Below are 15000 nucleotides of genomic sequence, written 5' to 3' on the forward strand. Positions count from 1 at the left end.
ATGAACATAGTACAGGAAAAATGGCCGGAAATTATCGAACATCTTAGAATAGAGCATGAATTATCCAACGTATCTTTTACAACATGGATACAGCCTTTAAAAGTATATGATGTAATTGATAATACGGTATTTATATTAGTAAATATGAATGCCAGTGTTGAATATATTGAAAAGAAGTATCTTCTTCCTCTTAAGGTGTGTATCGCAGAGATTACAGGGACTGAATTTGAAGTAATGTTCATTTCAGAAGACGATGACAAACTGGATGAGATCCAGAATATGGCCATTGAAGCCAGCCAGAAGAAAAAGACAAAGTCCGCAGCTGAAAAGGCAGGATTAAATCCCAAGTATACATTTGATACATTTGTAGTAGGAGGAAATAACAACTTTGCCCACGCTGCCTCCCTTGCTGTTGCAGAATCTCCTGGCGAAGTATACAATCCATTATTTCTATATGGAGGCGTAGGACTTGGCAAAACGCATCTTATGCATTCCATCGCTCACTTCATATTAGATAAGAATGCTAAAAAGAAGGTATTGTATATTACAAGCGAGACTTTTACCAATGAATTGATCGAGGCTCTTAAAAATGGAAGGACTGCAGGCAATGAATCCGCTATGTCAAAGTTCAGGGACAAGTACAGGAATAATGATGTCCTGCTTATTGATGATATCCAGTTTATTATAGGTAAAGAAAGTACCCAGGAAGAATTCTTCCATACTTTTAACCACCTCCACACTTCTGGAAAGCAGATCATTATCTCCAGCGATAAGCCCCCAAAAGATATTGAGACGCTGGAAGCAAGGCTTAGGACTCGTTTCGAGTGGGGCCTGATCGCAGATATATCTGCTCCTGATTATGAGACCAGGATGGCTATCCTGCAGAAGAAGATTGAATTAGACCACTTAGAAAAATATAACATTCCGCGCGACGTACTCCAGTACATCGCAGAAAATATCAAGACCAATATTCGTGAATTAGAGGGATCTCTCAATAAACTGATAGCCCTTTATAAACTGAATAACAACGATGTAATCGATATCTCTCTCGCATCAGAAGCTCTTAGGGATATTGTATCTTCACAGAATAACCGCAAAGTGACGCCTGAACTTATACTCGATATTGTATCAGATCATTTCGGCATCTCTATCGCAGACCTTAAAAGTAATAAAAGAAGCGCGGACATTGCCAATCCAAGACAGATTGCCATGTACCTCATCCGTACTATGACGGAGGTGCCCTTAAAAGGAATCGGCATTATTCTTGGAGGAAAAGATCATTCAACCGTAAAATACGGCGTGGAGAAGATTACTAATGAAATGAAAAGAAATGAAACACTTTCCAATACCATTAATATTATTAAAAAGAAAATAAATCCGGCATGATGTTAATAAAAATGTGGACAACTTATGGACAACTTATGGACAACTTATGGACAACTCTTGGATAACTTGTTCTCCGAGAAATAAAATCGTGAAAAAGGAAAACTTATCACCAGCACGTCCACATCTACATCCAATACAATCCACACAATTTTAAAAGTCGGAAACACTGATAAATAGAGGGGCGGAAGTAGTTTTCCTCTTTTCCACAGCCCCTAATAAGAATAAGACGGAAATATTTAATATAAAGATCTATTCCCGCTTTGCGAAAGGAGTTATACACATGAAAATAATTTGCAGCAAATCTAATCTTGTAAAAGGAGTAAGCATCGTATCCAAAGCTGTTCCTTCTAAAACAACCATGCCAATACTGGAATGTATTTTGATCGATGCTACTACCGACATCATCAAACTGACAGCAAACGATATGGAACTTGGAATTCAGACCGAGATCGAGGGACAGATCACGGAAAGAGGAATGATTGCTATCGATGCAAGAATCTTTTCCGAGATTGTACGCAAACTTCCTGACAATGAAGTGACCATTGAGACTGACAGCAATCTTCAGACGGTGATTACCTGTGAGAAGGCAAAGTTCGATATCGCGGGTAAGCCGGGAGAAGAATTCTCCTATCTTCCAATCATAGAGAAAGAGGAGTCTATAGAAATATCCCAGTTTACGTTGAAAGAAATTATCAGGCAGACTATATTTTCTATTGCTGATACGGAAAGCAATAAATTAATGACTGGAGAATTGTTCGAGATAAAAGATAATATCTTAAGAGTCATTTCATTGGACGGACATAGAATTTCCATCCGTAAGATCGAGTTAAAGGACCAGGTGACCGATAAAAAATTGATCGTTCCCGGAAAGACTTTGATTGAAGTCAGCAAGATATTATCCGGAGAGATTGAAAGCATGGTCAATATCTCTTATACCAATAATCATATTGTATTTGAATTTGACAATACCATTGTGGTCTCCAGACTAATTGAAGGAGAATATTTTAAGATTGACCAGATGCTTTCAAGCGATTACGAGACTAAAGTAAGAATTAACAAGAAAGAACTGCTCAACTGTATTGACAGGGCGACCCTTCTTGTCAAAGAAGGAGATAAAAAGCCGATTATCATTAACATTGGGGATGAACTTATGGAACTTAAGATCAAGTCCCAGGTTGGCTCCATGAATGAAGAAATATTTATCAGCAAAGAAGGAAAAGACCTGCTGATCGGATTCAACCCCAAGTTCCTTATTGACGCGCTGCGCGTAATCGATGATGAGGAAGTGACCTTATATCTGATGAATGCAAAGGCTCCGTGCTTTATCAAGGATGATGAAGAAAATTATATCTACCTGATATTGCCGGTAAATTTTAATGCGGTAGCATAGGGAGGCCTAGATGGAAGTAATTAAATTAAGAGATGACCACATTAAGCTTGGGCAGGCATTGAAGGCTGCCGGTCTTGTAGAATCAGGCGTAATGGCAAAAGAAGTAATCGTGGATGGCCAAGTAAGAGTCAATGGCGAGACAGATACGCGAAGAGGCCGCAAACTCTATGCAGGAGATATCGTAACTTTTAATGGGGAAGAAATAAGAATTGAAGATTGAGTCTTTAAAATTAAAGAATTTCAGAAATTATGATCTTTTAAAACTTGAATTTGATGAAGCCACCAATATATTTTATGGGGATAATGCCCAAGGCAAAACGAATATACTGGAGGCTGTATATCTGTCTGGCACCACCAAATCGCACAGGGGTGCAAAAGACAGGGACCTGATAAAGTTTGACCAGAATGAATCGCATATTGAAGCTATTGTCGAGCGAAACGGCATTAACTATCAGATTGATATGCATTTGAAAAAAAATAGCCCCAAAGGCATTGCGATCAATAAGATGCCTATCCGGAAAGCAAGCGAGTTATTTGGAATCGTGAACCTTGTATTTTTTTCCCCGGAAGATCTGAATATTATCAAGAATGGGCCTTCTGAACGACGAAGGTTTGTAGATCTGGAACTGTCCCAGCTTGATAAAGTATATCTGAATGACTTATCTAATTATAATCGGATTGTTAATCAAAGAAACCATTTATTAAAAGATATGGGATTCGGAAAACAGCAAGATCTAATGGATACTCTGGATATATGGGATTTGCAATTAATCCAATATGGTACTAGAATAATAGACAGAAGGAAAAAATTCGTGGAAGAAATAAACGAAATAATTTCTTCCATCCATAGAAAGTTGACTGGTGGAAAAGAGAACCTTCAGGTGATCTATGAACCAAGCAATGGAAGCCTTACATTGAAACAGGCGCTTGCCAGAAATCTGGAAAGGGATCTTAGGATTAAAAGCACGTCGGTCGGTCCGCACAGGGACGATATCTGCTTTATGGCAGGAGACCTCGATATCAGGCGTTATGGTTCCCAGGGACAGCAGAGGACGGCAGCCCTATCCTTAAAACTTTCTGAGATAGAACTAGTAAAACAGGCAATACACGATACGCCTGTTTTATTACTTGATGATGTATTGTCTGAACTTGACAAACACAGGCAAAACTATTTATTAGATAGTATTCATGATATACAGACGCTTATTACCTGCACGGGTGTAGACGAATTTGTAAATCATCGTTTTTCTATAAATAAAGTATTTCATGTCCAAAATGGGCAGGTAGCGAAAGAAAACTAGGAGGATTAGAATGGGTACAGAAAAAGTACAGCACGAATATGGTGCGGATGAAATTCAGATACTGGAAGGTCTGGAAGCTGTAAGAAAGCGTCCTGGCATGTATATCGGCAGTACTTCATCCCGCGGACTTCATCATCTGGTATATGAGATCGTTGATAATGCTGTGGATGAGGCATTGGCAGGATTCTGTGATACTATTTTGGTAAGTATTAATAAAGACAACTCTATAACGGTTGTTGATAACGGACGTGGAATTCCGGTTGGAATCAACCATAAGGCAGGACTTCCGGCAGTAGAAGTCGTATTTACCGTACTTCATGCAGGCGGAAAGTTTGGAGGAGGAGGCTACAAGGTATCCGGAGGCCTTCATGGCGTTGGAGCCTCTGTCGTAAATGCTTTGTCTGATTGGCTGGAAGTTGAGATATTTAGTGAAGGAAAGATATACAAGCAGCGTTATGAACGCGGAAAAGTGGCACAGAAACTGGCAGTCATTGGGGAATGCGAGCCGGATAAGACCGGTACTAAAGTTACATTCTTCCCAGATGACACTATTTTCGAGGAAACCGTGTTTGATTATGATATTCTCAAGCAGCGTTTCCGCGAGATGGCGTTCCTCACCAAGGGGCTGAAAATCATACTTAGGGATGAAAGACCGGAGGAAGAGCCAATTGAAAAGGTATTCCATTATGAAGGAGGAATCAAGCAGTTCGTTGAATATCTGAACCGCAGCAAGACTCCTTTGTACGAAGATATTATTTATTGCGAGGGAATGGCAAATGGCGTAGCGGTCGAGGTGGCAATGCAGCATAATGACTCCTACAGCGACAATACTTATGGATTTGTAAATAACATAACGACGCCGGAGGGGGGAACCCATATCGTTGGTTTCCGTAATGCATTGACAAAGACGTTTAATGACTATGCAAGGAAGAATAAGTTATTAAGGGACAACGAGCCAAATCTCTCAGGAGAAGATATTAGAGAAGGGCTTACCGCTATTATCAGCGTTAAGATCGAAGACCCGCAGTTCGAGGGACAGACGAAGCAGAAACTTGGCAATAGCGAGGCTAGAGGGGCTGTAGACAGCATCGTCAGCAATCAGCTGGTCGTATATCTGGAGCAGAACCCATCTATTGCTAAGATGACGATTGAGAAATCCGTCATGGCCCAGAGGGCAAGGGAGGCCGCAAGAAAGGCAAGGGATCTTACAAGAAGAAAATCAGCGCTCGACGGAATGTCTCTGCCGGGCAAGCTTGCAGACTGCTCGGATAAAGATCCGAAAAACTGCGAGATCTATATTGTTGAGGGAGATTCTGCCGGCGGCTCCGCAAAGACGGCAAGAGACCGTGCGACTCAGGCGATCCTTCCTCTTCGTGGAAAGATTTTGAACGTAGAAAAGGCAAGGCTTGACAAGATATATGGAAATGCGGAAATCAAGGCTATGATTACGGCATTTGGTACAGGTATACATGATGATTTTGATATCTCGAAACTTCGTTATCATAAGATTATCATTATGACGGATGCTGACGTGGATGGCGCGCATATCAGTACATTATTATTGACGTTCCTTTATCGTTTTATGCCTGATCTGATCAAAGAAGGATATGTGTATCTGGCACAGCCGCCTTTATATAAGCTGGAGAAAAACAAAAAGGTTTGGTATGCATACAGCGATGAAGAGCTGGATGGCATCCTGACTGAGGTAGGACGTGACGGCAATAATAAGATCCAGCGTTACAAAGGTCTTGGAGAGATGGATGCGGAACAGCTGTGGGATACCACGATGGATCCGGAACATAGAGTGCTGCTTCGGGTTACAATGGATGAAGAATCCACCTCAGAACTGGATCTTACATTTACGACGCTTATGGGAGATAAAGTAGAGCCAAGAAGAGAGTTTATTGAGGAAAATGCAAAATACGTTAAGAACTTGGATGTGTAGGAGGATAGAGAATGGAAGATAATATATTTGACAAAGTCCATGAAGTGGACCTGAAAAAAACGATGGAAACCTCCTATATCGACTATGCGATGAGCGTAATTGCTTCCCGTGCATTGCCGGATGTAAGAGACGGCCTTAAGCCGGTCCAGAGAAGAATCCTGTATTCTATGATCGAGCTGAATAACGGGCCGGATAAGCCGCACAGAAAATGTGCCCGTATCGTCGGAGATACCATGGGTAAATATCATCCGCATGGAGATAGTTCTATCTATGGAGCACTGGTAAATATGGCTCAGGAATGGTCTACCAGATATCCGCTTGTAGACGGACATGGAAACTTTGGCTCCGTAGATGGAGACGGCGCGGCAGCGATGCGTTATACAGAAGCAAGATTAAGCAAGATTTCCATGGAACTGACTGCTGATATCAACAAAGATACGGTTGATTTTGCTCCTAACTTTGATGAGACGGAAAAAGAGCCGGTCGTATTGCCGGCCAGATTTCCGAATCTGCTGGTTAACGGAACATCAGGAATCGCTGTGGGAATGGCGACTAATATACCGCCCCATAATCTGAATGAAATCATTAATGCAGTGGTGAAAATCATTGATGATCAGATTGAGGATAAAGAAGAGACTACCATTGAGGAAATTCTTAAGATCGTTAAAGGGCCTGATTTTCCTACAGGAGGAATGATCCTTGGTACCAGAGGGATCGAAGAGGCATATAGGACAGGACGTGGAAAAATCCGCGTGCGCGCGGTCACCGATATAGAGACGATGCCCAATGGAAAAAGCCGGATTATCGTTACTGAACTACCATACATGGTAAATAAGGCAAGGCTGATCGAAAAGATTGCTGAGATGGTAAGAGATAAGAAGATCGATGGAATTACGGATTTAAGCGACCAGTCGAACCGAGAGGGAATGCGTGTAGTAATTGAACTGAGAAAGGATGTTAATGCTAACGTACTTCTAAATCAGCTCTATAAGCATACCCAGCTTCAGGATACGTTTGGAGTGATCATGCTTGCGCTTGTGAATAATGAGCCAAGAGTAATGAACATTCTGGATATGCTCAACTATTATCTTGAACATCAGGAAGAAGTAGTAACACGCAGGACAAAGTATGAATTAAATAAAGCGGAAGAAAGAGCCCATATTTTACAGGGATTGCTGATCGCTCTGGATAATATTGACGAGGTAATCAAAATTATCAGAGGATCCCAGACGGTTCAGATCGCAAAGGCCGAATTGATGGAGAGATTTGGACTCTCAGAAGTTCAGTCACAGGCAATCGTGGATATGCGTCTGCGCGCGCTGACCGGATTGGAAAGAGAAAAACTAGAAAGCGAATATCAGGAATTGATGAAGCAGATCAGCGAGTTAAAGGCTATCCTGGCTGATCGGAAACTGCTTCTTGGAGTCATCAAGGAAGAGATACTGATCATTCGGGATAAATATGGAGATGAGAGAAGGACCTCTATAGGATTTGATGAATTCGATATCTCCATGGAAGATCTGATTCCAAAGGAAGATGTTGTTATTACTATGACTAAGCTTGGATATATTAAGCGTATGTCGCACGACACATTTAAATCGCAGAACCGCGGCGGAAAAGGTATTAAGGGAATGCAGACTCTGAAGGAAGATTATGTGGAAGAGTTATTCATGACGCATACCCATCACTATATCATGTTCTTTACCAATACAGGAAGGGTGTACCGTCTGAAGGGATATGAGATACCTGAAGCAAGCCGGACTTCAAGAGGAACGGCAATCGTCAATCTTCTGCAGCTGATGCCTGGAGAAAAGATAAGCGCCGTTATTCCGATAGAGGAATATAAGGATGGAGAGTATCTGTTCATGGCTACCAAGAAGGGGCTGGTTAAGAAGACGCCTATCACAGAGTACGCACATGTAAGAAAAACCGGGCTGGCCGCAATCACGCTTCGTGAAGAAGATGAATTGATTGAAGTCAAGTATACGGATAACGATAGGGACGTACTTCTTGTAACAAAATATGGACAGTGCATCCGTTTCGATGAGAAGGACGTACGCCCGACGGGAAGGACATCCATGGGTGTCAGGGGAATGAATCTGGCAGACCGGGATGAAGTGATCGGCATGCAGCTGGATTCCCAGGGATGTGACCTGCTGATTGTATCAGAAAAGGGTATGGGAAAACGTACTTCCATTGAAGAGTTTACCTGCCAGAATCGTGGCGGGAAAGGCGTAAAATGCTACAAGATAACGGAAAAGACCGGTAATGTAGTGGGCGTCAAGGCTGTCAATCATGATGATGAAGTAATGATCATCAATACGGAAGGAATCATTATCCGTATGAAGTGCGAGGGAATCTCCGTACTTGGAAGGGTTACATCCGGCGTTAAGCTAATTAATCTTCAGGAGGGCGACATTGTTGCAAGCATCGCAAAGGTTCGAAAAGGCGATGAAGAAGATGACGAAGAGAATGACGAATTTGAGGAGGATTCTGTAGATATTACAGAAGATACCGATGAGGAATGATAATTTGATAATGTGGTAAATATCAATCGTACAAAAAAGCCAGAAAATCTATGCAGATATGCATCTGATTTTCTGGCTTTTAAAATGAATTATTTGGATTCTTCATCCTTTTTTAATTCCCGTATAAGAATTTCTGCGATTTTCTTTACTGTTAACTCCACGAAGCGATTGCACTGTGCTTTTCTTTCCGGAGAATTTCTCTCCATGCCTTTTGTAAGAATGCGACAGCAAGCAGCTCCGCAAGCCTCTTTAAAATAATCGTGGAATTCATTGGTCAGTTCAAAACATCTGTTAATTTTAGGGTCGCCAGGCGTCGTCCTTCCGAAGAAATATCCGATGCACATTGTTCCACCTGCTAATGCGCCGCAGATACATCCTCCGCCCCCAAGCCCCCATGGAAAGCCTGAACTCATTGCAATCGCTTCATCTGGAATATCCACTTCAAAATGCTTGCGGATTGCATAGATGACAGATTCCGAACAGGCGAATCCCTGGTTGAAGATATCAACCGCGTCTTTCTGTAATTGCTCCATGTTAATATTCGTATTCATATGAAAACCTCCTCTGCTATTATCCATTTTATCTCAATATGACAGATTTTTAAAGTAAAAACTGAACTCTGGTCTATAAAAATATTTTTATCGAAAAACAATAAAAAGATATTGAAATTCAATAAATACCATGATATAGTATTTTCATACATGAAAAGTATAAGACACAATTAAAAAATGGCAAAAGGATGTGGAATAGATGGATACAAGATTTATAAAGATTACTAAATATGTGCTTGATATTATGTATTTCGGAGGATTTGTCGTACTAATAACGCTTCCAGCAACTATAAAATTTCTTGGCAAATATTATTCTTCGGTAATCACCAAGAATTTTACACTTATGCTCTTTGTATTTGGGATATCTGGTATTTTGGGCATTCTGATTATTGGACAGCTCCGCAGAATGATGAGAACGGTTATTGAAGATTCATGTTTTGTATATGGGAATGTAGAAAGCCTTCATAAGATGGCCATGATGAGTATTGGCATTGTTATCATGTTCATATTCAAATTATTTTTTGTTCCAACTCCCGCTACAGGGATTATTATACTGGTTTTCTTTATTGCGGCCTTATTTAGCCAGGTTTTAGCAGATGTATTTGAAAAGGCAGTAAATTATAAAGAAGAAAATGATCTTACAATATAGGAGGTGCCGTTGTGGGAATAAAGATTAATCTGGATGTCATGATGGCACAGAGGAAAATAGGGCTTGTGGAACTTGCAGGAAGGATTGATATTACCCCCGCAAACTTATCCATTCTAAAAAATAATAAGGCAAAGGCTATCCGGTTTTCAACCTTGGAGGCTATTTGCAAAGAGTTAGGATGCCAGCCGGGCGATATCATAGAATACTGTACAGATGAAGACGACAAATAAAAGCAATCATACGGAGGTGCTGTTTATGAATGTAACGGAGAGGCCATTAGTTGCTAAGATGAGAGAAAATTACAGGTATTTTGGAGGATTAAGCTTATTATATGGAATAATTTTCGCATTCTGCCTGTATAAGAATATGCATGGAATCACATTTCCTATATGTGTAGCAGTTACAATTGTATTTGCGGTATTATTTCTTAAGAAGATTAACTACAGGATTATGAAGCAGTCCTTGCCTTATATTGCGGGCATGATATTGCTGTCTATATCTACCGTATTTACCTCTTCCTTTTTTCTTCATTTTTTTAATCTGGCAGGCATTATTCTGCTTTTCTTTGTGTTCATGATCCACCAGTTCTATAATGATAGAGACTGGAATTTTCCTGCCTATCTGAAACGGATCTTTATCCTGGCTGGGACGGTGATGGAGTCTATTCCAAAGCCTTATGCGCATGGGGCGGAATATCTTGGAGGAAGCAAAAATAAGAAGAACCATATCTTTATTGCTATAGCTATTGGCCTATGCATAGCCATAGGATCTTTATGCGTGATTCTTCCTCTTCTGCTTAATTCGGATATTATATTTGCAAAGTTTTTTGGAGAGATGCTAAAATACATTAATTTCAGTACCATATTTGGAATTGCCCTTACTGTAGTCATAGGATTTACATTGAGTTATGCGTTTTTCTGCGGCCTTTGCAAATATAATTTTCCAGAAGGCAAAGAAAGAAGGAGAAAATACTATAATCCTGTAATTGGAATTACATTTACAAGCGTCATTTCCTTTATATATCTTATCTATTGCCTGATTCAGATTATGTATTTATTCATAGGAATCCAGAAAGGCCTTCCATCCGACGTCACTTATGCCCAATATGCAAGGACTGGATTCTGGGAACTGCTGACGGTGGGAATGATCAATTTTGTCATGGTATTGTTATGCATGTATCTGTTCCAGGATCATATCGCAATGAAGATTATACTGACAATTATATCCGGATGTACATTTATCATGCTGTTTTCCGCAGCCTATAGAATGATGATGTATATTGGCGCATATCATTTGACATTTCTGAGAATCCTGGTTTTATGGTTTTTGATAGTTCTGGCATTGATTATGGGAGGAGTAATCATAAGCATCTATAAGGGCAGATTTCCATTATTCCGATATATTATGGGCGTAGTGAGCATTATGTATATAGGACTTGCATTTTCCAGGCCTGATGTTGTTGCAGCCAAATATAACATTGCCCATGAGGGGAAGCTGAAAGTTGAAGATGTACGTTACATGATGAGCCAAATGTCCATAGATGTAGCTCCTATCATTGCAGGTATTGATCCAAGGTCTGATGTAGACTATACTTCCAAAGGAATCTATGAGAATGCTGACAATCTGGAACAAAGCATGTACTACTACTTTTCTGATATTGCTCAGGGAAACGAGGGAATCTTTTTCAGAAAGGCTAATTATTCAAGAATCCGTGCCAAACTGGCTGCAGACAAATATTTAGAATTAAATGACAGGGGCGAAGAGTATGACTTTGAATATGGAGACTATAAATATTAGCAGACATATTTTGACAGAATCGACAGGAACATTTATACTAAGATAGGCGGTAGATGCCATATCCTATTTTGATGCGGGAGGAAAAGAATGCGAACGATAGATGTCAGCGAGATTACAGAGAATATAAAAGAGATGTGCATGGAAGCGAACCATTATCTGTCAAAAGATATGGATGTTGCAATGAAAAAGGCGGCAGAGACAGAAGAATCCCCCTTGGGGAAGCAGATACTTCTTCAGCTTCAGGAAAATCTTCAGATAGCGGCAGAAGATAGGATTCCCATCTGCCAGGATACGGGAATGGCTGTGATATTTATAGAAATCGGTCAGGATGTGCATTTTGTAGGAGGAATTCTGGAAGATGCCATAAACGAAGGCGTCCGTCAGGGATATAAGGAAGGATATCTTCGAAAGTCTGTCGTAGGAGATCCCATAATCCGTGAGAATACGAAAGATAATACCCCTGCGATTGTTCATTATAGTATTGTAAAAGGTGACAAAGTAAAGATAAAAGTTGCTCCAAAAGGCTTTGGAAGTGAAAATATGAGCCGGGTATTCATGTTGAAGCCTGCGGATGGGATTGAAGGAGTTAAAAATGCAATCCTGACGGCAGTAAGGGATGCAGGCCCTAATGCCTGTCCTCCGATGGTTGTAGGCGTAGGAATAGGCGGTACTTTTGAAAAATGCGCTCTAATGGCTAAGGAGGCTCTGACTCGTGAGGCGGGAACACACTCCGATATACCGTGGGCAAAGGAATTGGAAGAAGAAATGCTTGATAAGATCAATAAACTTGGCATAGGACCCGGAGGGCTTGGCGGGACTACGACTGCCCTGGCAGTGAACGTAAATACATATCCCACGCATATTGCCGGACTTCCAGTGGGAATAAACATATGCTGCCATGTAAACCGGCATATTATCAGGGAGGTGTAATTATGGATAAGCATATACAGGCTCCGATTACGAAGGAAGTATCCGAGTCTCTACGGGCAGGGGATTATATTTATATAACCGGAACCATCTATACGGCAAGAGACGCGGCGCACAAAAGGATGGATGAGGCTCTGGCAAGAGGAGAGGCATTGCCAATCAATATAGAAGGCCAGGCGATCTATTATATGGGACCATCTCCTGCAAGAGAAGGGCGGCCTATTGGATCAGCCGGACCTACAACAGCCAGCCGGATGGATAAGTATGCGCCAAAACTTCTTGATATGGGACTTGCGGCTATGATTGGAAAAGGAAAGAGGAGCCAGGAGGTCCTGGATGCGATAATCAGAAATAAAAGCGTCTATCTGGCAGCCGTAGGAGGAGCTGGGGCGCTTCTTTCGAAATGTATCAAATCTTCAGAAGTAGTAGCATATGAAGACTTGGGAACAGAGGCAATCAGGAAACTGGAAGTAGTTGATTTTCCGGTTATCGTTGTAGCTGACTGCGTGGGCAATAATCTGTATGAGACTGCGATCAAGGAGTATCAAAAGATATGAAAAGAATATTATTGATGGTGTTCAGGAATATAATCCTGGTGCCAGCTATGTGGATCAAACTATGTTATTACGCATCCCATGTGGACAAATATACAGAGGAACAGCGCTATGCCATGCTTAAATTCATAGTATTACGCGCGAACAAAGGTGGAAATGTAACGATAGATGTCCATGGAAGAGAAAATATCCCAGATAAAGATGGATTTATGTTTTTTCCTAACCATCAGGGATTATATGATGTCCTTGCTATATTGGAAGCCTGTCCCAGGCCATTTTCGGTTGTGGCCAAGAAAGAAGTTGCCAATATCCAGTTCCTGAAGCAAGTATTTGCATGTATGAAAGCCTATATGCTGGATAGAGAAGACGTAAGGCAGGCAATGCAGATCATAATAGATGTATCTAAGGAAGTGGAACATGGAAGAAATTATCTGATATTTGCAGAGGGGACCCGTTCAAAGAATGGCAATGAGGTGCAGGAATTTAAAGGAGGAAGCTTCAAGGCAGCCACAAAGGCTAAATGTCCGATCGTTCCAGTGGCGCTCATTGATTCCTTTAAGCCTTTTGATACAAATACCATAAGTCCGGTAACCGTGCAGGTACATTTTCTAAAGCCCTTGTATTATGAAGAGTATAAGGATATGAAGACGAAAGATATTGCTGCATTGGTAAAAGAAAGAATACAGAAGACGATTCATGAAAATACAGTAAATTGATAATAATAAGTAGAGAGAGGATAGAAGTCCTCTCTTTATTTATTTGCAGAGGAGAACATTATGAATGAGATATATGGCTATGTAAGAGTCTCTTCCAAAGATCAGAATGAAGACCGACAGCTGATTGCGCTTAGCGAATTTCCTGTACCCAAAAAGAACATATATATGGATAAGCTAAGCGGCAAAGATTTCAACAGGCCACAGTATAAGAGATTATTAAATATAATAGAAGAAGAGGATGTCCTGGTAATAAAATCTATCGACAGGCTGGGACGCAATTATTCGGAAATATTAGATCAATGGAGATATCTGACTAAAAACAGGAAGGCGTATATAGTCGTTCTGGATATGCCTCTTCTGGATACAAGGAAGAATCATGATTTGATGGGAACACTTATCGCGGATATTGTACTGCAGCTTCTTTCTTATGTTGCGGAGACAGAACGGGATAATATCAGACAGAGACAGGCGGAAGGCATAGCAGCAGCTAAAAAACGGGGCGTTAAGTTTGGAAGGCCTGTAAAAAAGATTCCTATGGATTTTTACAGGGTGTATAACAGATGGAAGAATAATAAAATAAGCGGCCGGGAGGCGGCAAGACTATTAGGAGTCGCGTATAATACCTTTATAAAGTGGGCCACATATATGGAAAATGAGAGCAAAGGAATAAAAAAGTAGACTTTAATGCACGGGTAAGTTATAATGAAAACAATTAGCAAATATAAGTTTTGAATTTATTAACTACATATATTAAAGAAAAAGTAAACTGATTTGTAATTAACTGTACAAAAAAGTCTACTTTTTTGTACAGCAGAAGAATTTACGAAGGATGGGAGGACAGGTGTCTGTGAGTAGTGTAAGTCTATTAGAAGATCTGGCAGAGAAGATAGGATGCGATTGCCTGTCAGATTTACGCCTTATGCAGGAAAAGTGGCTGCCAAGGCTAAAAGCAGAGTTGGAAAATATAGATGAAGAAGAATATAGCCTGTCTAACTGGAATGAGGTTATTTTATATATCACAGGCAGTCAGTCAATTGATTCCATGGGAATTAATGAAGCATCAAAAGCGAAAGATTATATGATTCAATGGCTAGATGCAAAAAAAGATTGACAATATGAAAAACCTTTAGTATAATAACCCTTGCTGGAGAAATACTCAAGAGGCTGAAGAGGCGCCCCTGCTAAGGGTGTAGGTCGGGTAACCGGCGCGAGGGTTCAAATCCCTCTTTCTCCGTTTAGTCAGTATTGACTGTCTG

The 15000-nt window shown here is 40.7% G+C and carries 15 protein-coding genes and 1 tRNA gene; 15 read left to right on the forward strand and 1 reads right to left on the reverse strand.

Features of this window, described 5'->3' with window-relative positions; translation table 11 throughout:
* The 6 genes from dnaA to gyrA all read left to right on the forward strand — a co-directional run bounded on the left by dnaA (nucleotide 1) and on the right by gyrA (nucleotide 8550).
* On the forward strand, nucleotides 1-1386 hold the full coding sequence (dnaA, locus tag K0036_RS00005; protein ID WP_220430408.1) for a chromosomal replication initiator protein DnaA: 1386 nt from the start codon (nucleotides 1-3) through the stop codon (nucleotides 1384-1386).
* A gap of 280 nt (nucleotides 1387-1666) precedes the next feature.
* Complete coding sequence (gene dnaN / locus K0036_RS00010) at nucleotides 1667-2776, forward strand: DNA polymerase III subunit beta (RefSeq protein WP_025640971.1); 1110 nt, start codon at nucleotides 1667-1669, stop codon at nucleotides 2774-2776.
* A gap of 10 nt (nucleotides 2777-2786) precedes the next feature.
* Nucleotides 2787-2996, forward strand: a complete 210-nt coding sequence (locus K0036_RS00015) for an RNA-binding S4 domain-containing protein (protein ID WP_004607112.1) — start codon at nucleotides 2787-2789, stop codon at nucleotides 2994-2996.
* On the forward strand, nucleotides 2986-4077 hold the full coding sequence (gene recF, locus K0036_RS00020; RefSeq protein ID WP_220430409.1) for a DNA replication/repair protein RecF: 1092 nt from the start codon (nucleotides 2986-2988) through the stop codon (nucleotides 4075-4077). The genes K0036_RS00015 and recF overlap by 11 nt, the downstream gene beginning before the upstream one ends.
* Before the next feature lie 10 nt (nucleotides 4078-4087).
* Complete coding sequence (gene gyrB / locus K0036_RS00025) at nucleotides 4088-6022, forward strand: DNA topoisomerase (ATP-hydrolyzing) subunit B (protein WP_220430410.1); 1935 nt, start codon at nucleotides 4088-4090, stop codon at nucleotides 6020-6022.
* An 11-nt stretch (nucleotides 6023-6033) separates the two neighbouring features.
* Nucleotides 6034-8550, forward strand: a complete 2517-nt coding sequence (gyrA, locus tag K0036_RS00030; protein WP_220430411.1) for a DNA gyrase subunit A — start codon at nucleotides 6034-6036, stop codon at nucleotides 8548-8550.
* Between the two features lie 89 nt (nucleotides 8551-8639).
* Here gyrA and K0036_RS00035 read toward each other — a convergent pair whose 3' ends face one another.
* Nucleotides 8640-9101 carry a C-GCAxxG-C-C family (seleno)protein gene (locus K0036_RS00035; RefSeq protein ID WP_025640962.1) on the reverse strand — a complete coding sequence of 154 codons (462 nt, stop codon included), beginning with the start codon at nucleotides 9099-9101 and terminating at the stop codon, nucleotides 8640-8642.
* Nucleotides 9102-9300: 199 nt separating this feature from the next.
* Here K0036_RS00035 and K0036_RS00040 point away from each other — a divergent pair, with 199 nt between their 5' ends.
* The 9 genes from K0036_RS00040 to K0036_RS00080 all read left to right on the forward strand — a co-directional run bounded on the left by K0036_RS00040 (nucleotide 9301) and on the right by K0036_RS00080 (nucleotide 14978).
* Complete coding sequence (locus K0036_RS00040) at nucleotides 9301-9750, forward strand: DUF2975 domain-containing protein (protein WP_025640960.1); 450 nt, start codon at nucleotides 9301-9303, stop codon at nucleotides 9748-9750.
* Nucleotides 9751-9761: 11 nt separating this feature from the next.
* Entirely contained in the window at nucleotides 9762-9980 is a 219-nt protein-coding gene (locus tag K0036_RS00045; protein WP_009248429.1) for a helix-turn-helix domain-containing protein, read from the forward strand.
* Nucleotides 9964-11547, forward strand: a complete 1584-nt coding sequence (locus tag K0036_RS00050) for a DUF4153 domain-containing protein (RefSeq protein WP_220430412.1) — start codon at nucleotides 9964-9966, stop codon at nucleotides 11545-11547. Before K0036_RS00045 ends, K0036_RS00050 begins: the two co-directional genes overlap by 17 nt.
* Before the next feature lie 87 nt (nucleotides 11548-11634).
* Nucleotides 11635-12477, forward strand: a complete 843-nt coding sequence (locus tag K0036_RS00055) for a fumarate hydratase (RefSeq protein WP_025640956.1) — start codon at nucleotides 11635-11637, stop codon at nucleotides 12475-12477.
* A 2-nt stretch (nucleotides 12478-12479) separates the two neighbouring features.
* Entirely contained in the window at nucleotides 12480-13031 is a 552-nt protein-coding gene (locus tag K0036_RS00060) for a Fe-S-containing hydro-lyase (protein WP_025640954.1), read from the forward strand.
* On the forward strand, nucleotides 13028-13744 hold the full coding sequence (locus K0036_RS00065) for a lysophospholipid acyltransferase family protein (protein ID WP_025640953.1): 717 nt from the start codon (nucleotides 13028-13030) through the stop codon (nucleotides 13742-13744). Before K0036_RS00060 ends, K0036_RS00065 begins: the two co-directional genes overlap by 4 nt.
* 60 nt (nucleotides 13745-13804) lie before the next feature.
* Nucleotides 13805-14422 (forward strand): recombinase family protein, encoded by a 618-nt coding sequence (locus tag K0036_RS00070; RefSeq protein WP_220430413.1) that lies wholly within the window; start codon nucleotides 13805-13807, stop codon nucleotides 14420-14422.
* Between the two features lie 169 nt (nucleotides 14423-14591).
* Nucleotides 14592-14855 (forward strand): hypothetical protein, encoded by a 264-nt coding sequence (locus K0036_RS00075; RefSeq protein ID WP_044954963.1) that lies wholly within the window; start codon nucleotides 14592-14594, stop codon nucleotides 14853-14855.
* Nucleotides 14856-14890: 35 nt separating this feature from the next.
* A tRNA-Ser gene (locus tag K0036_RS00080) sits at nucleotides 14891-14978 on the forward strand.
* Nucleotides 14979-15000: the final 22 nt, after the last annotated feature.

This window comes from [Clostridium] scindens (assembly GCF_019597925.1).
In the GTDB taxonomy this organism is placed as follows: domain Bacteria; phylum Bacillota; class Clostridia; order Lachnospirales; family Lachnospiraceae; genus Clostridium_AP.

Coding starts and splice junctions, on each gene's coding strand:
- dnaA (WP_220430408.1), top strand. CDS start 1: ATGAACATAGTACAGGAAAAATGGCCGGAAATTATCGAACATCTTAGA.
- dnaN (WP_025640971.1), top strand. CDS start 1,667: ATGAAAATAATTTGCAGCAAATCTAATCTTGTAAAAGGAGTAAGCATC.
- K0036_RS00015 (WP_004607112.1), top strand. CDS start 2,787: ATGGAAGTAATTAAATTAAGAGATGACCACATTAAGCTTGGGCAGGCA.
- gyrB (WP_220430410.1), top strand. CDS start 4,088: ATGGGTACAGAAAAAGTACAGCACGAATATGGTGCGGATGAAATTCAG.
- gyrA (WP_220430411.1), top strand. CDS start 6,034: ATGGAAGATAATATATTTGACAAAGTCCATGAAGTGGACCTGAAAAAA.
- K0036_RS00035 (WP_025640962.1), bottom strand. CDS start 9,101: ATGAATACGAATATTAACATGGAGCAATTACAGAAAGACGCGGTTGAT.
- K0036_RS00040 (WP_025640960.1), top strand. CDS start 9,301: ATGGATACAAGATTTATAAAGATTACTAAATATGTGCTTGATATTATG.
- K0036_RS00050 (WP_220430412.1), top strand. CDS start 9,964: ATGAAGACGACAAATAAAAGCAATCATACGGAGGTGCTGTTTATGAAT.
- K0036_RS00055 (WP_025640956.1), top strand. CDS start 11,635: ATGCGAACGATAGATGTCAGCGAGATTACAGAGAATATAAAAGAGATG.
- K0036_RS00060 (WP_025640954.1), top strand. CDS start 12,480: ATGGATAAGCATATACAGGCTCCGATTACGAAGGAAGTATCCGAGTCT.
- K0036_RS00065 (WP_025640953.1), top strand. CDS start 13,028: ATGAAAAGAATATTATTGATGGTGTTCAGGAATATAATCCTGGTGCCA.
- K0036_RS00070 (WP_220430413.1), top strand. CDS start 13,805: ATGAATGAGATATATGGCTATGTAAGAGTCTCTTCCAAAGATCAGAAT.